General features: G+C 70.7%; 18 protein-coding genes and 1 pseudogene. 3 read left to right on the plus strand and 16 right to left on the minus strand.

The genetic code is table 11. The annotated features are described in order from the left end of the window. Positions 1 to 10: 10 nt before the first annotated feature. The 3 genes from KVT44_RS12195 to KVT44_RS12205 all read right to left on the minus strand — a co-directional run bounded on the left by KVT44_RS12195 (position 11) and on the right by KVT44_RS12205 (position 2,613). Complete coding sequence (locus KVT44_RS12195) at positions 11 to 424, minus strand: VOC family protein (protein ID WP_099924329.1); 414 nt, start codon at positions 422 to 424, stop codon at positions 11 to 13. A gap of 6 nt (positions 425 to 430) precedes the next feature. Further along, positions 431 to 1,201, minus strand: a complete 771-nt coding sequence (locus tag KVT44_RS12200; protein ID WP_099925873.1) for an SDR family NAD(P)-dependent oxidoreductase — start codon at positions 1,199 to 1,201, stop codon at positions 431 to 433. A 152-nt stretch (positions 1,202 to 1,353) separates the two neighbouring features. Next, the gene (locus tag KVT44_RS12205) at positions 1,354 to 2,613 is read right to left on the minus strand and encodes a cytochrome P450 (RefSeq protein ID WP_308313975.1); all 1,260 of its coding nucleotides are present in this window, start codon (positions 2,611 to 2,613) and stop codon (positions 1,354 to 1,356) included. 158 nt (positions 2,614 to 2,771) lie between these two features. Between KVT44_RS12205 and KVT44_RS12210 the strand changes: the two genes are divergently transcribed. The 3 genes and pseudogenes from KVT44_RS12210 to KVT44_RS60550 form a co-directional block, all read left to right on the plus strand. After that, the gene (locus KVT44_RS12210) at positions 2,772 to 3,602 is read left to right on the plus strand and encodes a bifunctional 2-polyprenyl-6-hydroxyphenol methylase/3-demethylubiquinol 3-O-methyltransferase UbiG (RefSeq protein WP_217567063.1); all 831 of its coding nucleotides are present in this window, start codon (positions 2,772 to 2,774) and stop codon (positions 3,600 to 3,602) included. A gap of 286 nt (positions 3,603 to 3,888) precedes the next feature. After that, entirely contained in the window at positions 3,889 to 5,031 is a 1,143-nt protein-coding gene (gene rho, locus KVT44_RS12215) for a transcription termination factor Rho (protein ID WP_217567064.1), read from the plus strand. Positions 5,032 to 5,290: 259 nt separating this feature from the next. After that, positions 5,291 to 6,037 (plus strand): annotated as a pseudogene (locus KVT44_RS60550) (D-alanyl-D-alanine carboxypeptidase family protein); the annotation flags it as partial. An 11-nt stretch (positions 6,038 to 6,048) separates the two neighbouring features. On the opposite strand, the gene KVT44_RS60555 reads toward KVT44_RS60550, so the two are convergent. The 13 genes from KVT44_RS60555 to KVT44_RS12285 form a co-directional block, all read right to left on the minus strand. Beyond that, positions 6,049 to 7,434 carry a glycosyltransferase 87 family protein gene (locus KVT44_RS60555; protein ID WP_217567065.1) on the minus strand — a complete coding sequence of 462 codons (1,386 nt, stop codon included), beginning with the start codon at positions 7,432 to 7,434 and terminating at the stop codon, positions 6,049 to 6,051. Beyond that, positions 7,431 to 8,843 carry a polyprenol phosphomannose-dependent alpha 1,6 mannosyltransferase MptB gene (gene mptB / locus KVT44_RS12230; protein ID WP_217567066.1) on the minus strand — a complete coding sequence of 471 codons (1,413 nt, stop codon included), beginning with the start codon at positions 8,841 to 8,843 and terminating at the stop codon, positions 7,431 to 7,433. The genes KVT44_RS60555 and mptB overlap by 4 nt, the downstream gene beginning before the upstream one ends. A gap of 207 nt (positions 8,844 to 9,050) precedes the next feature. Beyond that, a complete protein-coding gene (locus KVT44_RS12235) occupies positions 9,051 to 10,010 on the minus strand; it encodes a glutaminase (protein ID WP_217567067.1) in 960 nt (319 codons plus the stop codon). A 33-nt stretch (positions 10,011 to 10,043) separates the two neighbouring features. Next, positions 10,044 to 11,462 (minus strand): aspartate ammonia-lyase, encoded by a 1,419-nt coding sequence (gene aspA, locus KVT44_RS12240; protein WP_060902532.1) that lies wholly within the window; start codon positions 11,460 to 11,462, stop codon positions 10,044 to 10,046. A 283-nt stretch (positions 11,463 to 11,745) separates the two neighbouring features. Next, a complete protein-coding gene (locus tag KVT44_RS12245) occupies positions 11,746 to 12,762 on the minus strand; it encodes an asparaginase (RefSeq protein WP_308313976.1) in 1,017 nt (338 codons plus the stop codon). Then, entirely contained in the window at positions 12,759 to 14,207 is a 1,449-nt protein-coding gene (locus KVT44_RS12250) for an amino acid permease (RefSeq protein ID WP_217567068.1), read from the minus strand. The genes KVT44_RS12245 and KVT44_RS12250 overlap by 4 nt, the downstream gene beginning before the upstream one ends. Next, on the minus strand, positions 14,204 to 14,935 hold the full coding sequence (locus KVT44_RS12255) for a FadR/GntR family transcriptional regulator (protein ID WP_099939790.1): 732 nt from the start codon (positions 14,933 to 14,935) through the stop codon (positions 14,204 to 14,206). Before KVT44_RS12255 ends, KVT44_RS12250 begins: the two co-directional genes overlap by 4 nt. A gap of 116 nt (positions 14,936 to 15,051) precedes the next feature. Continuing rightward, positions 15,052 to 15,888 carry an undecaprenyl-diphosphate phosphatase gene (locus tag KVT44_RS12260; RefSeq protein ID WP_075025643.1) on the minus strand — a complete coding sequence of 279 codons (837 nt, stop codon included), beginning with the start codon at positions 15,886 to 15,888 and terminating at the stop codon, positions 15,052 to 15,054. Positions 15,889 to 15,981: 93 nt separating this feature from the next. Continuing rightward, positions 15,982 to 16,356, minus strand: a complete 375-nt coding sequence (gene crcB, locus KVT44_RS12265) for a fluoride efflux transporter CrcB (RefSeq protein WP_190169374.1) — start codon at positions 16,354 to 16,356, stop codon at positions 15,982 to 15,984. Then, positions 16,353 to 16,733: a DUF190 domain-containing protein gene (locus KVT44_RS12270; protein ID WP_217567069.1), complete on the minus strand. Its 381-nt coding sequence runs from the start codon at positions 16,731 to 16,733 to the stop codon at positions 16,353 to 16,355. The genes crcB (KVT44_RS12265) and KVT44_RS12270 overlap by 4 nt, the downstream gene beginning before the upstream one ends. Next, positions 16,730 to 17,206, minus strand: coding sequence for a fluoride efflux transporter CrcB (gene crcB / locus KVT44_RS12275; RefSeq protein ID WP_217567070.1), 477 nt, complete (start codon positions 17,204 to 17,206; stop codon positions 16,730 to 16,732). Before crcB (KVT44_RS12275) ends, KVT44_RS12270 begins: the two co-directional genes overlap by 4 nt. Positions 17,207 to 17,464: 258 nt before the next feature. Further along, the gene (locus tag KVT44_RS12280) at positions 17,465 to 17,749 is read right to left on the minus strand and encodes a helix-turn-helix domain-containing protein (protein ID WP_217567071.1); all 285 of its coding nucleotides are present in this window, start codon (positions 17,747 to 17,749) and stop codon (positions 17,465 to 17,467) included. A 178-nt stretch (positions 17,750 to 17,927) separates the two neighbouring features. Next, positions 17,928 to 19,490, minus strand: coding sequence for a glycosyl hydrolase 53 family protein (locus tag KVT44_RS12285; RefSeq protein WP_143600623.1), 1,563 nt, complete (start codon positions 19,488 to 19,490; stop codon positions 17,928 to 17,930). Between the last annotated feature and the right edge of the window lie 175 nt (positions 19,491 to 19,665).

The following is a 19,665-nucleotide window of genomic DNA, read 5'->3' on the forward strand; positions in this document are numbered from 1 at the left end:
GTGCGTGCCCTCACTCTGCGTTTTTCTCTATGAGTTCGATGAGATTTCCCTCGGGGTCGGTGACCCAGGCCATGCGAATACCGGGTTCGGGGGAAGGACCCGGTTTCATGGCCTCGCCCGCTCCGTGCGCCACCAAGGCCGCGTAGACGGGGTCGAGTTCCGGGGTGGTGACCGCGAAGTGCCCGTATCCCTCGGTGAGGGCGGCGGTCAGCGGGTCCGGGGCCCGCAGCCCCGGCGCGGATCCGGGCCTGGCGAGGAGTTCGATCCGCCAGCCGTGCGGATGTTCCAGGACGACGGCGCTCAGACCGGGTCCTTCGAGGGTGAACTCGAAGACGGTCCTGAGTCCGAACGCCCCCTGGTACCAGATGGTTTGGGCGGGCAGATCGCGTACGTTGACGCCCACGTGGTCGAGTCGGACGGTCACCGGCGCTCAGCCGGCCATCGCGCTGTCGCCACCGTCGACCATCAGGTTGGCGCCGTTGACGAACGCCGCCTCGTCGGAGCAGAGGAAGGCGGCGGCGCGCGCGATGTCCTCGGGCTCGCCCACCCGGCCCACCGGGATCCGCGCCTCCAGCTGCGCCTTCGGTCCGTCGGGGTCGTCGAGGAAGGGCGCGGTCGCGGAGGTGCGGGTCATGCCGGGGGCGATGGTGTTGACCCGGATGTGGTGCGGAGCGCCGGCCGCGCACAGGTGCTTGCTCATCGCCAGCACCCCGCCCTTGGCGGCGCCGTGCGGGACCATCGGCATGAAGGGGGCGCCCCGGACGGCGGCCACCGAGGCGACGTTGAGGACGGCTCCGCCGCCGCGGGCGATCAGGTGCGGCCAGGCGGCCTGCGTACAGAAGTAGGGGATGTCGAGCTCGTTCTTGATGGTGAAGTACCAGTCCTCGGCCGGCATGGTCGCGAACGGCCCGTTCCGCAGTGCGGAGGCGTTGTTGTAGAGGATGTCGATCCCGCCGAGGGCTTCGATCCCCGCGTCGATCCACTCGCGGGCGCCCGCCTCGGTGGAGAGGTCCACCGGGGCGAGGGACCGCATGACACCGCCGGCCTTCTCGACGATTTCCACCGTTTCCGCGGCGGCGTCGGCATCGAGGTCACAGCCGAATACGGTGGCGCCTTCCGCGGCGAATACCTGGGCCGCGGCCCGCCCTATTCCGGCCCCCGTTCCGCTGATGAAAGCGATTTTTCCGGCCAGTCGACCCATGATTGCCATGTCCCTTGCCCAGTGCCGCCGGTGTGCGGTGCTGGCAGCGTAGGGACGGCCATTGCCCAGAACAAGAAAAGGGTCGGCGCAGGGGCATCGCGGTGTCGTATGGCTGGTATGCGGCGCGGTGTCGTACGGCGGTATGCGCGCGGTCAGCCGTGGGAGGTGCCCAGCCGTACCGGAAGTACCCGCACGCTGTTGCCGACGAAACTGGAGTGCCGGGAGAGTTCCGCCTCCGTCACGGCGAGGTCGAGGTCGGGGAAGCGGGTGAACAGCCGCTCCAGGGCGATGGTCGCCTCCATGCGTGCCAGCGGGGCACCGAGGCAGTAGTGGGCGCCGTGCCCGAGGGAGAGGTGGCGGGCGGCGCCGGACCTGCCGGGCCGGGTGACGTCGAAGCGGTCGGCGTCCGGGCCGTGTACGGACGGGTCGCGCCCCGCCGCCGAGTAACCGGCCAGCACGGGCGTCCCCTTGGGGATCACCGTGCCGTCGACGGTCAGGTCCCGCACCGGATAGCGGAAGGGGAAGTAGCTGACGGGCGCGTCCCAGCGCAGGGTCTCCTCGACCACGTCCGCCCAGCCCACCCCGCCCTCGCCCTTCATGACCAGCTCCAGCTGGTCCCGATGGCCGCAGAGCGCCCGTACGGCGTTGGTGAGGAGGTTGAGCGTGGTCTCGTGCCCCGCGATGATCATCAGTACCAGGGTGCCGATCAGCTCCTCCTGGCTGAGCCGGTCGCCCTCCTCGTCCCGGGCGGCGATCAGCGCGCTGGTGAGGTCGTCGCCCGGCCGCTCGCCCCGCGCGACGGCCACGGCGGCGAGCACGGCGACGAGTTCACGGTTGGCCGCCAGGGCCTTCTCGGGGCCGATGTCGGTGGCGACCACCTGGTTCGACAGGTGGTGCAGCCGGTCGCGGTGCTCCGCGTCCACCCCGAGCAGTTCCCCGATGACCCCCATGGGCAGCGGCATCGCGAAGTGCCGCCGCAGATCGGCGACTCCGCCGTCCCGCTCGGCCGCGGCCCGGAGGTCGTCGAGCAGTCCCGCCGTCAACTCCTCGATCCGGGGCCGTAGTTCCTCGACCCGGCGCGCGGTGAACGCCTTGCTCACGAGCGAGCGCAGCCGGCGGTGGTCCTCGCCGTCCGCGGTCGTCATCCCGCGTACGGTCGCGAAGGTCGCGAGCGGCCACCCCGGCGCTATCCGCCCCTCCCGCAGCTCGGTGAAGTGCTCGGCGCCCTTGGCGACTTCGGGATGCGCGAGGAACTCCTTCAACGCCTCATGCCCGAGCACCGCCATACCCTCCACCTCGCCGGGCAGCACCACCGCCGCGACGGCGCTCCGCTCGAGCAGCCGCGCGTTTCCGGCGTGCGGGCAGCCACCGGCCGGGTCCATACGGTGCGGCGTGACGGGAGAGGTGTCCACCGGAGGTCTCCTTATGGGCGTGGGGAGTCGGGCGCGGGCACTACGAGCCGTTACGACGAAGATTCTGCCCGCTCGACCCCGTGACCGACAGCGATGGCGTACGCGCCGATCCGCGGTTCTTCCCCCGGATGCGCCCGCGTCCACGGTTGGATGGTTCCATGACCGACGAGCACGAGCGGATGATGCGGGCCAACCAGGCCAACTGGGACGCGCGGACCCCCGTCCATCTCGCCAGCCGGTTCTACGGACTGGGCGAGAAGCTCGACCCGGCGCGCTGGTTCGCCGCCTTCGAGTGGGAGGACCTCGGGGACCTGGCCGGCCTCGACGTGCTGCATCTCCAGTGCCACCTCGGCACCGAGACGATCGCCTTCGCCGAGCGCGGCGCGCGGACCGTCGGCCTGGACATCTCCGAGGCGTCCGTGGCGGCCGCGGCCGACATCGCGGCACGGGCGGGCGCCGACGTGACGTACGTACGGGCCAATGTGTACGACGCCGTCGAAGCCCTGGACGGGCGGCGGTTCGACGTGATCTACACCGGCAAGGGCGCCCTGTGCTATCTGCCCGACCTGGACCGCTGGGCCACCGTCATCGCTCAACTGCTGCGCCCGGCAGGGAGGTTGTACATCGCCGAATTCCATCCGCTGCTCAACGCGCTGGGCCCCAAGCCCGCCGAGGGCGAGGGCACCGAACTGCTGCTGCGCCACGACTACCTGGGCGGCCGGGACGCCGTGCACCGGAACGCGACCTACACGTACACCGACGGACCGGCCGTCGAGAGCGCGACCGACAGTTACGAGTGGATGCACGGAATGGACGAGGTCATCAACGCGTTGACCACAGCGGGCCTCGGTATCCGCCGGCTTCGGGAGAGCGACGAGCTTCCCTGGCCGCGCTGGCCGCAGATGGTCCGTACGCCGTCGGGCTGGTGGCGCCTGCCGGAGGGGGAGCCGCGGATTCCGCTGCTGTACGGCCTCCTGGCGAGCCGTTGAGAGACAGATCACAGCCACTTCGCCACAGGCCATGGTAGTCTGCGGTCAGCACTTGTGTACGCCCCGTCTCGGGCGCCGGTGCCGAATCTCGTTCTTTCGCTGACACGCCCGTCGCTTTTCCGATCGGGCGACCAGCTTCTTCGCATCACCTTCCGAGCGCGGTCAGCCGTAGCTCCTTCAGGTGATCTTCCCCGCCGCACCGAGGCGTGAGCACGCCGCCTCCCCCCGGCACACCCCCTCCCTTCTTCATGACCTCATGAATCCGTCCTCGAAAGGACCACCTCTCATGACCACCACACTCGAACACCCTCCCGTACAGAAGCAGCTCCCGGCCCACGCCACCGGTGTCCTCGACATCGCGCACAACGGGCAGGGGTACCTACGCGCCGCCGAGAGCTGCCTGCCCACGCCGACCGACGTCCAGGTCTCCGCCGCGCTGATCCGCCGTCACGGCCTGCGCAAGGGCGACACCGTCGAAGGCGTACGCGGCGGACCCCGCGCCCTCGCCGAGGTCGAGCGGATCAACGGCCGCACCCCCGAAGAGCTGCGCCGCCGCCCGCACTTCCGCGACCTCACCCCGCTGCACCCGCGCGACCGGCTCCGCCTGGAGCACCCGGCGAGCGGCATGGCCGGACGCGTCGTCGACCTGGTCTCCCCCGTCGGCAAGGGCCAGCGCGGTCTGATCGTCGCCCCGCCCAAGACCGGCAAGACGGTCCTGCTCCAGCAGCTCGCCGCCGCCGTCGCGGGCAACCATCCCGAATGCCATCTGATCGTGCTGCTCCTCGACGAGCGGCCCGAAGAGGTCACCGACATGCGGCGCTCCGTCCGCGGCGAGGTCTACGCCTCGACCTTCGACAAGACGCCGAAGGAGCACATCGCCCTGGCCGAGCTCGTCGTCGAGCGCGCCAAGCGGCTCGTCGAACAGGGCGAGGACGTCGTCATCCTGATGGACTCGCTCACCCGACTGTGCCGCGCGCACAACAACGCGGCCGCCTCCGGTGGCCGCACCCTCAGCGGCGGCGTCGACGCCGCCGCGGTGCACGGTCCCAAGCGGTTCTTCGGCGCCGCGCGCCTCGCCGAGGAGGGCGGCTCGCTCACCATCCTCGCCACCGCCCTGGTGGAGACCGGCTCCCGCGCCGACGACTACTTCTTCGAGGAGCTCAAGAGCACCGGCAACATGGAGCTCCGCCTCGACCGGACCCTCGCCTCACGGCGTGTGTTCCCGGCCGTGGACATCATCCCTTCCGGCACCCGCCGCGAGGAACTGCTCCTGCCCGGGGCCGAGTTGACAGCCGTACGCGGCCTGCGACGCGCCCTGCAGACCCGGGACGCCCAGGCCGCCCTGGAAACCCTGCTGGAGCGGCTGCGCGCCACGCCGGACAACGCGACCTTCCTGCGTCAGGTCCAGCCGACCCTGCCCACCGCCTGACCCCACCGCGAATCCGCCGCGCTGGACCTCCCGGACCTCTCCCGCGTGTGGCATCCGGGTACTGCATCCCCTCGCTCGGGCCTGGCGCCCCGGCGCACGGCGACTCCGTTCCTACGTTGACGGTATGACAATCGGATTCCCATCCCGGATGGTCGTCTCGTTGACCGCCTTCTCCTGCTCCGCCCTCTGTGTGGCCGGAGCACTGGCCCTCGCGCCGAGTCCGGCCCTCGCCCGCCTCGGTACGGGCCAGCCGAGACCCATGGCCGCCCAGACGCCCTACCTCCAGCGGGCCGGGACGCAGGTACGCACACGGTCCGACGCCCCCGCGCTGCCGGACATCTCGGCGCTGTCGTGGGTGGTGGCCGACTCCGGCACCGGCGAGGTGCTCGCCGCGCACGACGCGCACCTCAAACTGCCGCCCGCCAGCACCCTCAAGACCCTCTTCGCGCTCACCGTGCTCCCGGCGCTGCCCGCCGGCATCCAGCACACCGTCAAGGAGGAGGAACTGGAGGGCATCGGCGACGGCAGCAGCCTGGTGGGCGTGGCCGCGGGGCACACCTACCGCGTGTCCGACCTGTGGCGCGGCGTCTTCCTCAACTCCGGCAACGACGCCGTGCACGTACTGGCCGCGATGAACGGCGGCTGGCACCGGACGGCGGTCCGGATGCAGGCCAAGGCCCGCTCGCTGGGCGCCCTCGACACCCATGTCGAGTCGCCCGACGGCTACGACACCCCCGGCCAGGTCTCGTCGGCGTACGACCTCGCGGTCTTCGGACGGGCCGGCCTGCGCAACCCGGAGTTCGCGCGCTACTGCTCCACCGCCGAGGCCTCCTTCCCCGGCGACGGCTACCCGTACCAGATCCAGAACACCAACCGGCTGCTGACCGGCGCCGACGGGGTGGCGCCCTACCCGGGCCTGATCGGCGTCAAGAACGGCTACACCACCAACGCGGGCAACACGCTCGTCGCCGCCGCGCACCGGGGCGGACGCACCCTGGTCGTCACGGTGATGAACCCTCAGGCGGGCGGCGGCACCACGGTGTACGAGGAGGCCCGCTCGCTGCTCGACTGGGGCTTCGCGGCCGCCGGGCACGTCGAACCCGTCGGATCGCTCCCCGACAGCCGGTCCGTCCCGGCGGCGGGCGCCTCGCCCGTACAGGCGAGGACCGGGTCCGCGGACGGCCCCGACGGCGGCTGGCCGGAGGCGGCCGGAATCCTGGGCGCCGCGGGTCTGGGCGCGGGCGGAGTGGCCCTCGCTCTGCGTCTCAAGGGCGTGCGGGCCACCCGCGACTGACCCGCCGGCAGCCACAGCAGCAGCCCCAGTGTGATCCACGTGTACGTGTTGCTGCCGAGGAATCCGTCGAGGCCGGAGGAGTCGTCGAACCAGAGCCACACCACGCTGCTGCACAGCACCGCGTACAGGGCCGCCGCGACCCGCGTACGGTGCCGGTGCAGCAGTACGGCGAAGGACGGCAGCAGCCAGACGAGGTGGTGCACCCAGGTGATCGGGCTGAGGAGGCAGGCGGCGAGCCCGGTGAGGGCGAACGCGGCCGTCCAGTCCTCGTCGGCCAGCGCCCACGAGGTCCGCCACGCCCACACGCACAGGAACAGCAGGGCGGTCGCCGCCCACACGGCCCGACTCGGTTCGCCCGGTGCGGCGAGCCGGGCCAGGACGCCCTGCAGCGACTGGTTGGAGACATAGGCGAGACGTCCGATACGATTGGTGTCCCACAGTGCATCGGACCAGTAGAAACGCGAGGCGTCCGGCGCCGCCCAGGCCGCGAGACCGGTGGCCGCCGCGGCGACGGCCGTCGCGACCCCGGCGGCGCGCCAGCGGCGGCCGAGCAGCAACAGACCGATGAAGAGCGCGGGGGTGAGCTTGATCGCGGCGGCCAGCCCGATGCCGACGCCCGCCCGGCGTCCCCGGCCGGTCGACAGCAGCCAGGCGTCGCTCAGGACGAGGGCCAGCAGCAGGAGGTTGACCTGCCCGAAGCTGAAGGTGTCGCGGACCGGTTCGAGCAGGGTCAGCAGACAGGCCGCGAGGGCGTAGCCGTACCAGCCGTAGCGGCGCAGCGCGGGCCCGACCAGGATCCACACCACGACCGCCAGCGCCGCGAGATTGAGCACCACGGAGACGGCGATCGCCGTGCGCAGCCCGATCAGCGACATCGGCAGCATGGTCACGGCCGCGAACGGCGGATAGGTGAATCCGTACGTGGTTCCCGGCACCCAGTAGTCGTAGATCCGGCCGCCGTGATGGACCCAGGCGTCGACGGTGCCGTAGTAGACGCGCAGATCGAACCAGTCGCGCAGCAGCGGCACGGTCGCGGTGAACACGCCCACCGCGACGGCGAGAGAGAGCAGGCCGAGCAGCCGTCGGCCGTCGGTGTCCAGATGTCTCATGCCGTCCGCCCCAGCACCGGCGGCTGCGCCGACTCCTCGGCCCGGGCGGCCTGACGGGCCTGCCAGAGCACGACGAGGGCGAGCGCGCCGCCGGAGACGGCCAGCACCACCTGATCCACGTCCGGCGGTCCGCCGCTGGGCAGTACGGCGAGCGCGAGTACCGCACTGGCCGCCGCGACCCGGTGGCGCACCGAGCCGTTGGGCGCCGCGGCGGCGATGAGGAACAGGCCCCACAGGGCGTACCAGGGCCGGATCGCGGGACCGAACACGGCGACCGCGCCCAGGCTCAGGCCCAGCGCATAGATGGGGCCCGGCCGCAGGCGCAGCCATATGAACAGGACGACCAGGACGGTCACCACCAGCCCGGTCGCGTGCCAGACGGGCATCGCCAGCGGGGCGAGACCGCTGCCGAGATCCTTCAGCAGGGCTCCGGTGGCGCGGCCGAGGACGCTGGTGGGCGACCAGTTGTGCGGGGAGACGGGGGTCTTCAGGGCCGCTATCCAGCCGTACCCCGTGCCGGCCACAGCGGTCACCGCGGCCGTGGTGGCGAGCGCGACCCCGGTCGTGGTCAGGACCGTGCGCACTGCTCCGCGACGCCCGCGCAGCGCCACCACCGCCAGCAGGCCGAGCACGGCCGGCGCCTTGACCAGTGCGGCGAGGGTGATGAGGACGACGCCCAGCAGGTGCCATCGGCCGCGTGCGGCGACCAGGCCGACGCCGAGCAGTCCCAGCATGATGGCGTCGTTGTGCGCACCGGCCACCAGGTGCAGCAGCACGAGCGGGTTGAGCGCGCCGAGCCACAGCGCGGCGGCCGGATCGGCACCGCTGTGCCGGGCGAGGCGGGGCAGCGCCGCCGCCATCAGGCCCACGCCGAGCAGCGCGACCAGCCGCATGCCGAGCAGCCCGGCCGGTATCTCCCCGCGGGTGAGGCCGGACAGCGCGGAGGCGACGGCGAGGAAGACCGGGCCGTACGGCGTCGCGGTCTGCTGCCACACCGGTGCCACCTCGTCGGCGAGCGGCCCGCCGAGCTGCGCGGGCCCGTTGGCGTACACGTCGATGTGTGCGTCGACCATGGCGCCCTGCGCGAGATAGCTGTACACGTCCCTGCTGAACAGCGGCGGCGCGAGAAGCAGCGGCGCCGCCCAGGCGACGAGCACCAGGAGCAGTGCGCGCGGCGTCGGCGGCTCCGGGCCGCGTACGACCTTGCCGAGCAGCACCCACGCGGCGATCAGCAGGACGACGCCGAAGTAGACCCCGACCACGCCGAGTACGGCACGCGCGGAGCCGGGGTCGAGGAAGTCCCGCGTGGGCAGGGCGCCGGCCGTCTCACCGCCGAGCGCGAGGAAGGCGGTACCGGTCAGGCCCAGGGCCTGACAGCGGTGGAGATCGAGGCGAGCCTTGGCCAACACTTGGCAAGCGTGTCAAGGGCGGGTGGCCGGAAAGCGACGGGGTGCCCTCCGGGCGGGGGATGCGGCGTTACCTCCGGGTGGCTTGTCGGGTGCGGGTCCGGATGTGGCTGGTCGCGCCCACGCGGCGGAGCCGCATATTGTCACAGCCCCGCGCCCCTTGACCGGCGCCCTGCTGGGCCGGAGTCGGCAAGTCCCGCCCGTACTGGCTCAGAAGACCGACACGCCCGTCAGTGTCGTGAAGCGGTCCAGGGCCGCCACGCCTGCCACCGAGTTGCCCCGCTCGTCCAGACCGGGGCTCCAGACGCACAGGGTGCAGCGGCCGGGGACCACCGCGATGATGCCGCCGCCGACGCCGCTCTTGCCGGGGAGGCCGACGCGGTAGGCGAATTCGCCCGCCGCGTCGTAAGTGCCGCAGGTCAGCATGACCGCGTTGACCTGCTTGGCCTGGCTCTGGGTGAGCAGTCGGGAGCCGTCGGCGCGCAGGCCGTGCCGGGCCAGGAAGCTCGTGGCGAGGGCGAGGTCGGCGCAGGACGCCTCGATCGAGCACTGGCGGAAGTACTGCTCGAGGAGGACCGGTACCGGGTTGTCGATGTTGCCGTACGAGGCCATGAAGTGGGCGAGGGCCGCGTTGCGGTCGCCGTGGGTGGCCTCGGAGGCGGCCACCTCCTTGTTGAAGGTGAGTTCGGCGTTGCCGCTCTCCGTACGGAGGAAGGCCAGCAGGGTGCCGGCCGCGTCGCCGGTACGGGTCTGGAGCCGGTCGGTGACGACCAGGGCGCCCGCGTTGATGAACGGATTGCGCGGGATGCCGTTCTCGTACTCCAGCTGCACCAGCGAGTTGAAGGGGTTGCCGGAGGGCTCGCGGCCGACGTGTTCCCACAGTTCGTCGCCCTCACGGGCCAGGTCGAGGGCGAGGGTGAAGACCTTGGTGATGGACTGCGTGGAGAACGGCTGCCGCCAGTCCCCCACGCCGTACACCGTGCCGTCGAGCTCGGCCACGGCCATGCCGAAGCGCCGGGGGTCGCAGGCGGCCAGCGCGGGGATGTAGTCGGCGGGCCGGCCGCGGCCGGGTGTCTGCCCGATCTCGGTGGCGATGCGCTCCAGGACCGGCTGGAAGGTCGGGGACGACGGAGACGGCGGATACGACGAAGACACAGCCATGATCACCATTGTGCCGCCGGACCGGTCCTGGTGCGCATCGGGTCACACCGCCTGTGGGGTGCCGCTGCCCGCGATCACCTCGGGCCGCAGCAGCGCCGCCAGCCGCTCTGCGGGCAACAGGCCCTTCTCCAGGACGAGTTCGGCGACGCCGCGCCCGGTGGCGAGGGCCTCCTTGGCGATGTCGGTGGCGGCCGTGTACCCGATGTGCGGGTTCAGGGCGGTCACCAGGCCGATGGAGTTCTCGACCGCGGCGCGCAGGACCTCCGTGTTGGCGGTGATCCCGGTGACGCAGCGCTCGGCGAGGGTCAGGCAGGCGGTGCGCAGGTGGGTGATGCTCTCGGACAGGGAGTGCAGGATGATCGGCTCGAAGGCGTTGAGCTGGAGCTGCCCCGCTTCCGCGGCCATGGTGATGGTGACGTCGTTGCCGATGACCTCGAAGGCGACCTGGTTGACGACCTCGGGGATCACCGGGTTGACCTTGCCGGGCATGATGCTCGAACCGGCCTGCACCGGCGGCAGGTTGATCTCGTTGAGGCCCGCGCGCGGCCCGGAGGACAGCAGCCGCAGGTCGTTGCAGCTCTTCGACAGCTTCACCGCGATCCGCTTGAGCACGCCGGACATCTGGACGAAGGCGCCGCAGTCCTGCGTGGCCTCGACCAGGTTGGCGGCGGTGACCAGGGGCAGCCCGGTGATCGCGGCGAGGTGGCGGCGGGCGGATTCCGCGTATCCGGCGGGGGCGTTGAGGCCGGTGCCGATGGCCGTGGCGCCGAGGTTGATCTCGTGGATCAGCTCGACGGCCTCGGCGAGACGGCTGCGGTCCTCGTCGAGCATCACCGCGTACGCCGAGAACTCCTGCCCGAGGGTCATCGGCACCGCGTCCTGGAGCTGGGTACGCCCCATCTTCAGCACGTCACGGAACTCGAAGGCCTTGGCGGCGAACGCGTCCTGGAGCACGGCCATCGCCTTGAGCAGCTCGCGCACCGCGAAGACGGTGGCGACCTTGACGGCGGTGGGGTAGACGTCGTTGGTCGACTGGCCGAGGTTGACGTCCTCGTTGGGGTGCAGGTACTGGTATTCGCCCTTGGCGCGGCCGAGGAGCTCCAACGCCCGGTTGGCGACGACCTCGTTGGCGTTCATGTTCGTCGAGGTGCCGGCGCCGCCCTGGATGACGTCGACGACGAACTGGTCGTGCAGCTTGCCGGCGCGGATCTCCCGGCAGGCCGCGACGATGGCCATGGCCTTCTCCGGTTCCAGCAGGCCGAGTTCCTCGTTGGCACGGGCGGCGGCCTCCTTGACGGCGGCCAGGGCCTCGATCAGATGCGGGTAGGCGGAGATCGACGTTCCCGTGATGGGGAAGTTCTCGGTGGCGCGCAGGGAGTGGATGCCCCAGTACGCCTCGGCCGGGACATCACGGTCCCCGAGCAGATCGTGTTCACTGCGGTGCGCTACGGCGACGGTCATGACTGAGCGGTCCTCTTTCGGAGGAGTGAGGGTGGAATGGGTGAGGCATAGGGGCGGGTCGGTCGGGGGCGAGCTGCTGATCCGGCCCTGAGGCGCACGGACGCCAGGGGCGCGGGGCTGTGACAACATGCGGCTCCGCCGCGTGGGCGCGACCAGCCACGACGGCCCCGCACCCGCTGCAAGAGGCCGGCCCCCACGAACCCAAGGGGCGCGAGGAACTGCGCGACCAGCAACGACGAACCCGCACCCGACGACGCACCCCCATGACCTGGTCGCACGCCGCTCAGCCCGAGAGCGGATCAAGCGCCCGGGCCGGGCGAAGCCCGCCCACAACGGCACCGCCCCCGAGCAACGGCACGGAGCCGAACTCCGCAAGCAACGCCGGGGCGACCCCCGCGCGCGCGAGCGCCGCCGCGGCCACCGGCCCACGCGCCCGGTCCGCACCGTCGGCGATCTTCACGGCGACGGCCCGGCCGTCCGGCAGCGCGGCCATCTGGACGCCCTCGAAGCCGTCCTTCGTGAGCAGCCCCGGCACGGCCCGCATCAGCGCCGCGACATCGCGGCCGGAGCCGGACGCCATCTCGGCGTGCTCGCGCATCGCGTCGGCGACCCGCGCCTCGGGGGTGCCGGCCGGTGCGGTGGTGATCCGGGCGGCGGCGCGGGCGAGCCCGTGCAGCGAGACGGAGAAGAGGGGCGCGCCGCAACCGTCGACGGTGACCTGGGCGATCGCCTGCCCGGTGAGGTCCTCGACGATCTCCGCGATGGCCTGCTGGAGGGGGTGGCCCGGGTCGAGGTAGTCGTCGAGGGACCAGCCGTTGAGCCGGGCGGTCATCAGCATGGCGGCGTGTTTGCCGGAGCAGTTCTGCGCGAGCCGGGACGGCAGCCGCCCCTCGCGGATCCAGGCGTCCCGCACGACCGGGTCGTACGGCACATCGGGCACGTTGCGCAGGTCGTCCTCGGTGACTCCGGCCAGTTCCAGGATCCGCCGGGTCCCGGCCAGGTGCCGTTCCTCGCCGGAGTGACTGGCCGCGGCCAGCGAGAGCAGCTCGCCGTCCAGCGGCAGTCCCGCCCGCAGCATCGCCACCGCCTGGACGGGCTTGAGCGCCGAGCGCGGGTGGAACGCGGCCTCGATGTCCCCGATCTGGAGGTCGATGCTGCCGTCGGCGGCCAGTACGACCACCGAGCCGTAGTGGATGCCTTCGACGACTCCACCGCGGACGAGCTGGGCGACGGGGGCGTGCAGGGGTTCGCGGATCACCGGGGCGGCGATCGAAGCGGCGTACGTCGTGCTCGTGCTCACGCGTCCACTCCGTCACGGATGCCGGAGACCCGGCGGCGCACCCCGTACCACCCGGCGACGAGCGCCACGGCGATCAGCGGCAGACACAGCACCGTGGTGCGCCCCGCTCCCCCGTCGGCGTACATCAGGACGAGGACGGCGACAAGGAAGCCGATCGTCACGATCTCGGTCCACGGCGAGCCGGGCAGGCGGTAGCTCGGCCTGGTCAGCTCGCCGCGCTGGGTCTTCCGCCAGAACAGCACATGACAGAGCATGATCATGCCCCAGGTGGCGAGGATGCCGATGGCGGCGAAGTTCAGGACGATCTCGAAGGCGTCGGCGGGGACCACGAAGTTGAGGCCGACACCGAGGACGCAGATCCCGCTGGTGAGCAGGATGCCGCCGTAAGGGACCTGGCTGCGGCTCATCACGCCGGTGAACCTGGGAGCGGAGCCCGACATCGCCATGGAGCGCAGGATGCGGCCGGTGGAGTAGAGGCCGGAGTTGAGGGACGACATGGCCGCGGTGAGCACGACCAGGTTCATCACGCCGCCCGCCGCCGGGATGCCGATGTTCGACAGGACGGTCACGAAGGGGCTCTGGCCCGCGCTGTACTTGTTCCAGGGCAGCAGCATCGAGAGCAGGACGACCGAGCCGACGTAGAACAGGCCGACACGCCACATGATCGAGTTGATCGCCTTCGGCATGATCTTCTCGGGGTTCTCCGTCTCGCCCGCCGCGACACCGACCAGCTCGACGGAGGCGTAGGCGAAGACGACGCCCTGGATGATCAGCAGCATCGGCAGCAGGCCGTTGGGGAAGATTCCGCCGTTGTCGGTGATCAGGGACGGGCCGGGGGTGCTGCCGTCGACGGGGTGCTGGGTGACCAGCAGGAAGATGCCGATGAGCATGAAGACGACGAGCGCGCTCACCTTGATGATCGCGAACCAGAACTCCAGTTCGCCGAACATGCGTACGGATATCAGGTTCACCGTGAGGACGACGGCGAGCGCGACGAGCGCGATCACCCACTGCGGGATGTCGGAGAACATGCCCCAGTAGTGGGTGTAGACGGCCACGGCGGTGATGTCGGCGATACCGGTGGTGGCCCAGTTCAGGAAGTACATCCAGCCGGCGACGTACGCGCCCTTCTCCCCCAGGAACTCCCGGGCGTACGACACGAAGGCGCCGGAGGACGGCCGGTACAGGACGAGTTCGCCGAGCGCGCGCACGACGAGGAAGGCGAAGACGCCGCACACCGCGTACGCGACGAAGAGGGAGGGGCCGGCGTCGGCGAGCCGGCCGCCCGCGCCGAGGAAGAGGCCGGTGCCGATGGCACCGCCGATGGCGATCATGTTGACGTGCCGGGACTTCAGCGACTTGCTGTAACCCGCGTCTCCGGCGTCGACGTGCGCGGCCGGTTTGCCCGCCGATGTGGCCTCGTCTTTGAGGGACTGCTCGCTCACGCCTCGGGTCCGCCTTCCGTGGGGATGTCCGTACGCGCGGGGCGCACGATGTCGGTGAGGGTGGTCTCCACGCGGTCGAGGTGATGGGACATCGCCTCCACCGCGTCGTGTTCACTGCCGTCGATCAGCGCTTCGACGATCGCCCGGTGCTCGCGGTTGGACTGTTCACGCCGCCCGCCGAGCTCGTTGAGGAAGGCGGACTGGCGGGCCAGCGCGTCCCGGATCTCTTCGATCACCCTGCGGAAGACCGGGTTCTGCGAGGCCTCGGCGACCGCGATGTGGAAGATCGTGTCCATCGCGACCCACGCCGTGGTGTCGGTCTCCCGCTCCATCCGGTCCAGCAGATGGGCCAGGTGGTCGAGGTTCTCCGGGGTGCGGCGCACCGCCGCGTAACCGGCGACCGGGATCTCGACGTGGCGGCGCACCTCGAGCAGGTCGCTCGCCGCGTAGTCGCCGAAGGTGGGGTCCTCGACCGTGTTGGCGACCACGAAGGTGCCCTTGCCCGTACGGGACACGGTCAGGCCCATCACCTGCAGGGCCCGCAGCGACTCGCGGAGCACCGGCCGGCTGACCTCCAGGCGGCGGCACAGCTCGGCCTCGGAGGGGAGTTTGTCACCGATGGCGTATTCGCCGCGCTCGATGGCGCTGCGAAGGTGGGTGAGCACCGCTTCCATGGCACTGACGCGCCGCGGTACCGATCCACCTGTCTGGCTGTCTGACAGGTTCACGGAGGTGATCCTGCGGGTGACAAGAGGGGGCTGTCAAGGGGAGTGAAAAGAAACATTCAGGGGGTGCGAAGCCTGTAAACCGGCTTCGCACCCCCTGTGAGCTGCTGTTTCCGCGATCAGCTGGCGAGGGTCCCGCTCGCCAGCAGTCCGAACAGTGCCAGACCGATCACGATCCGGTAGATCACGAAGGCGTTGAAGGAGTGCTTGGCGACGAACTTCAGCAGCCAGGCGATCGACCCGTAGGCGACGACGAAGGAGACGATCGTGCCGACCGCGAGCGGGGCGGCGCCCACCCCCGTGCCCAGGGCGTCCTTCAGCTCGTACAGACCGGCGCCGGTGAGGGCGGGGATGCCGAGGAAGAAGGAGAGCCGGGTGGCGGCGACCCGGTCCAGGTCCAGGATCAGCGCGGTCGACATCGTGGCGCCGGAGCGCGAGAAGCCCGGGAAGAGCAGCGCGAGGATCTGCGAACAACCGACCAGCATCGCGTCCTTGAACGACGTGTCGTCCTCACCGCGCTTGTGGCGCCCCATCTGGTCCGCCGCCCACATCACACCACTGCCCACGATCAGCGAGCCCGCGACCACCCACAGGGAGCCGAGCGCCCCGTCGATGAGCGGCTTGGCGGCGAGGCCCACGATCACGATCGGGATGGTGGCGTAGATGACCCACCAGGCGAACTTGTAGTCGTGGTGCTGCCGCTCCTCGCGGTTGCGCAGCCCTCGGCCCCATGCGGAGACGATCCGCACGATGTCCTTGAAGAAGTACACCAGTACGGCGGCGATCGCGCCGACCTGGATGACCGCTGAGAACCCGACGACGGCCTTGTCGTCGACCGGGATGTTCATCAGCCCCTCGGTGATCTTGAGGTGGCCGGTGGAGGAGACGGGGAGGAACTCGGTCACTCCCTCGACGACTCCGAGGACGACGGCCTGACCGACGTTGATGACGCTCATAGGATCCAGTTCTAGGTCTGAGGGGTTGATGGTGAGGAAGGTTGGTCGACAGTGCTGTAGACAGTCTTACTATGCGCGAGTGACGTCCGGTGCCTAGGCCCACAACGCCTGGGCGAACGAGACACCCGCGAACGCCGCGCCGAGCCCGGCCGTCACGCTCACGAGCACGTTGGCCGCAGCGTAGAACCCCGCGCCGGTCTCGGTCAGCCGTAGTGTCTCGTACGAGAACGTCGAGTATGTGGTCAGCGCCCCGCACAGGCCGGTCCCGAGGAACAGCTGAAGGTGGGAACCCGCGGTCCCCGCGGCGACCGCGCCGGTCAGCAGGCCGAGAACCAGACAGCCGACGACGTTGACCGCGAAGGTGCCCCAGGGGAAGACGGTGTCATGCCTGGTCTGCACCGCACGGTCGGTCAGATAGCGCAGGGGCGCGCCCACCATTCCGCCGACGATCACCAGCAGCCAGTTCACAACGACCTCTTACCTTTCTTGCCCGTTCTGCCCGATTCGGCGTCACGTCCCGCATACCGGATGACCTCGCAGTCGTCGAGGATCACCAGCCCCTCGCCGACGAGTTCGTCGAGCTGGGGCAGGAAGGCACGGACGCGGTCCGCGGTGTCCACGATGACGATCGCCACCGGCAGGTCCTCGCTCAGCGACAACAGCCGTGAGGTGTGGATCAGTGAGGAGGCGCCGAAGCCCTCGATACCGCGGAAGACGCTCGCGCCGGCCAGGCCCGCCGCGTGGGCGCGGTGCACGATCTCCGTGTACAGCGGCTTGTGGTGCCAGATGTCGTTCTCGCCGATGAAGATCGTCACCCGTAGGGCACTGCCCGTCAGCCGTGTCATCGCCGCCTCCGTACCAGGGCGCGGCGGGTCGCGGTCACCGCGAGCCACACCGCCGTGAGCGCCGCGCACAGGGTCGCGGCGAGATAGGCGAGGCCGGTTCCGGAGTGGCCCGAGTCGACCAGTTTCTGGATGTCCACGGCGTACGTCGAAAAGGTGGTGAACCCTCCCAGCACACCGGTGCCGAAGAAGGGCCGCACAAGTCGGTGGGCCGCCCACACGTCCGTGATGACGACCATGAAGACGCCGATCACCGCACAGCCGATGACGTTGACCCAGAACGTGGTCCAGGGGAAACCGCCCGTCTCCACGGGCCACAGCCGCGCGGCCCCGTATCGGGCGGTGGCGCCGATGGCTCCGCCGAGCGAGACCATCGCCACGACCGGGGCCTGGCCGTGCCAGGGGGACGCGGGGCGCGGGGTCGGCCGAGCGGGGGCACCCGGTTCGTCGACGCGCTCGGGATGCGGGACTGTCATGAGGCACTTCTCCTACTCGCCGGGCCCGGGCCCCCGGGCACACCTCATCGCAAGTAGGGACCGTTGGCGGCATCAGCGCCGCGGTTCGGGTACGGCGGGCCCCACCGCCGCGCCGCGACACATGATCGCGGCCGCTGAACAGGGTAACGCCGACGCTGACGCCCTCGCACACTCGACCGGCGCACGCGGCACCCCCGCCACCCCTCCCCTTTTCTCCCCTTCTCTCCTCTACGCTCCTCCCCCGCTTCCCTCCCCGCCCTACCAGCCCTTCTCGAACAGGGAGCGGACCTCGGCGATGCGGTACTCGTCGCGGCAGTAGAGCGTGCGCCGCCCGATCCTTCTCGCGCGCAGGAGCCCTATCCCGACGAGGAGGTCGAGGTGGGTGCGGGCGACGGCGTGGCTCACGCCGAGCTTGGCGGCGAGGGCGGCCGCCTCGACGCCGTCGACGAGAGAGCCGTGGCACTCGGGCGGGAAGTGAGCGGCGGGGTCCCGCAGCCACTCCAGGATGTCCAGCCGTTGCCCGCCGACAGGAACCCTCAGCATCTCGTCCCCCTGCCCTTCGTGATGGTGGCGCTGTGTGACCACTGTCCCGCAGCCCGGGGCGGCTCGCACGGGACTTCCACGCCTTCGCGCGGCCCGGAATCCCTGGGACACCACAAGGGCCCGGCCGCCTTGGCAGCCGGGCCCTCATGTCATCGACGGTGACTGATCGGGTGACTGATCAGCGGTGGCCGAACTGCGACATGGCGGGCAGCGCCTTGTCGTCGAAGCCGAACAGCGCCTGGTTCTCCCAGCCGTTGCCGGACGTGGCGTCGGCCGGGTCCCAGCCGTTGCCCGTGACGGCGGTCCAGGTGGCCTCCCAGTAGAAGACACCGAGGCCGCGGCCGTTCGGGACGGCCTCCACGACGTTCATCACGTCCCGCAGCCACGCGGACTGCCCGGCGGTGGTGGCCGGGTAGCCGGAGACCAGCTCACCGGTCGTGTCGATCTGGTTGACGAGCGAGTCGTCGCTGTCGAGACGGAAGGGGTAGGCCGTCTCGGCCAGGAACACCGGCTTGCCGTAGCGCGCGGCCGCGTCGTCCAGGGTCGTCTGGAAGTCGGAGAGCGGGCCGTGCCAGTAGCCGTAGTAGGACAGGCCGATGGCGTCGAACTTCACGCCGTTGGAGACCGCGTTGTCGAACCACCAGCGGGTGCCGGACAGGTCGCCGCCCTTGGCGAGGTGCAGCGCGACGGTCGTCGACGAGCTGACGGCCTTGACCGCGTCGTACCCGGAGTTGAGGAGCCCGGCGAGCTGCGACCAGTTGTCGGTGGAACCCTCGGACCACAGCATGCCGCCGTTGATCTCGTTGCCGACCTGGACCATGTCGGCGGTGGTGCCCTGTGCCTTCAGCGCGTTGAGGACGTCGTACGTGTGGTTGTAGACGTCCGTCTTCAGCTGGCTGTAGGAGTGGCCCGCCCAGGCGGCCGGCTTGGTCTGGGCGCCGGGGTCGGCCCAGGTGTCCGAGTAGTGGAAGTCGACCAGGAGCTTCATGCCCTGCGCCTTGATGCGCTTGGCCATCGCCAGGACGCGCGTCTTGTTGTTGTAGCCGTCGGCGGGGTTCACCCAGACCTTCAGGCGCGCGTAGTTCATACCGGCGGACTTGAGGATGGCGAGCGCGTCACCGGTGGTGCCGGAGCTGGTCTTGTAGACGCCGCCGAGGGCCTCGCTCTTGGCGAGGGAGGAGATGTCGGAGCCCTTGACGGACAGCCCGGTGGCGCTGCCGGAGGTGAACGTCAGGTCGTCGACGTTGATCCAGTTGCCCGCGTTGGCATCGGAGTTGATGCTGATCGTGCACTGGTTGCCGGTCACCGTGACGGGGACGACGAGGTGTATCCATCCGCTGCTGGAGACCGGCAGGTCGGTGCGCTGCTCGGTGCCGCCGCAGTTCTTCAGCGCGAGGTAGGCGGAGTTCTGGCCGCCGCCCGAGCGCACCCAGGCGGTGAGCCGGTAGTTCCCGTTGGTCAGTCCAGAGAGGTACTGGTACGTCTCCACCTTGTAGGCGGCGGAGGAGTACTGCGTGAGGCGGTAACCACCGCTGTGGCCCCCGGCCTCCACGTAGGAGGCGCCGGTGTCGCCGTACTCCGACCAGCCGGCGGGCGTGGCCGTGCCGGCGCCGTCGGCCTCGAATCCGGCGTTGGTGAGGGTGCTCGCCGCCTGTGCCGTCTGCGCGGGCAGGGCGGTGAGGGCCAGCCCGGCCGCGAGCGGCAGCAGCAGGGTCCTGAGTGTGCGTCTGGGATGGAACATCTTCGTCCGTCGTCCCTTCGACGTGATGGGAATGGGGTGCCCCCGGAGTGGCTCTGGGGGGCGACCCCTCCGCCCGCGGCTCTCGTGGCACTCACGGGCGGAGGGGAGTTCGGCTCGGCCGCGGGGTCCTGCGACCCGGCGGCGGTCGGGTGAGGCGTGGAGTCCTACGACGAGG

The organism is Streptomyces sp. GbtcB7 (genome assembly GCF_019091445.1).
Taxonomy (GTDB): Bacteria; Actinomycetota; Actinomycetes; order Streptomycetales; family Streptomycetaceae; genus Streptomyces; species Streptomyces mirabilis.

Coding starts and splice junctions, on each gene's coding strand:
- KVT44_RS12280 (WP_217567071.1), bottom strand. CDS start 17,749: ATGCTGAGGGTTCCTGTCGGCGGGCAACGGCTGGACATCCTGGAGTGG.
- rho (WP_217567064.1), top strand. CDS start 3,889: ATGACCACCACACTCGAACACCCTCCCGTACAGAAGCAGCTCCCGGCC.
- KVT44_RS12260 (WP_075025643.1), bottom strand. CDS start 15,888: ATGAGCGTCATCAACGTCGGTCAGGCCGTCGTCCTCGGAGTCGTCGAG.
- aspA (WP_060902532.1), bottom strand. CDS start 11,462: ATGACCGTCGCCGTAGCGCACCGCAGTGAACACGATCTGCTCGGGGAC.
- KVT44_RS12210 (WP_217567063.1), top strand. CDS start 2,772: ATGACCGACGAGCACGAGCGGATGATGCGGGCCAACCAGGCCAACTGG.
- KVT44_RS12285 (WP_143600623.1), bottom strand. CDS start 19,490: ATGTTCCATCCCAGACGCACACTCAGGACCCTGCTGCTGCCGCTCGCG.
- crcB (WP_217567070.1), bottom strand. CDS start 17,206: ATGACAGTCCCGCATCCCGAGCGCGTCGACGAACCGGGTGCCCCCGCT.
- KVT44_RS60555 (WP_217567065.1), bottom strand. CDS start 7,434: ATGAGACATCTGGACACCGACGGCCGACGGCTGCTCGGCCTGCTCTCT.
- KVT44_RS12235 (WP_217567067.1), bottom strand. CDS start 10,010: ATGGTGATCATGGCTGTGTCTTCGTCGTATCCGCCGTCTCCGTCGTCC.
- KVT44_RS12200 (WP_099925873.1), bottom strand. CDS start 1,201: ATGGGTCGACTGGCCGGAAAAATCGCTTTCATCAGCGGAACGGGGGCC.
- KVT44_RS12270 (WP_217567069.1), bottom strand. CDS start 16,733: ATGACACGGCTGACGGGCAGTGCCCTACGGGTGACGATCTTCATCGGC.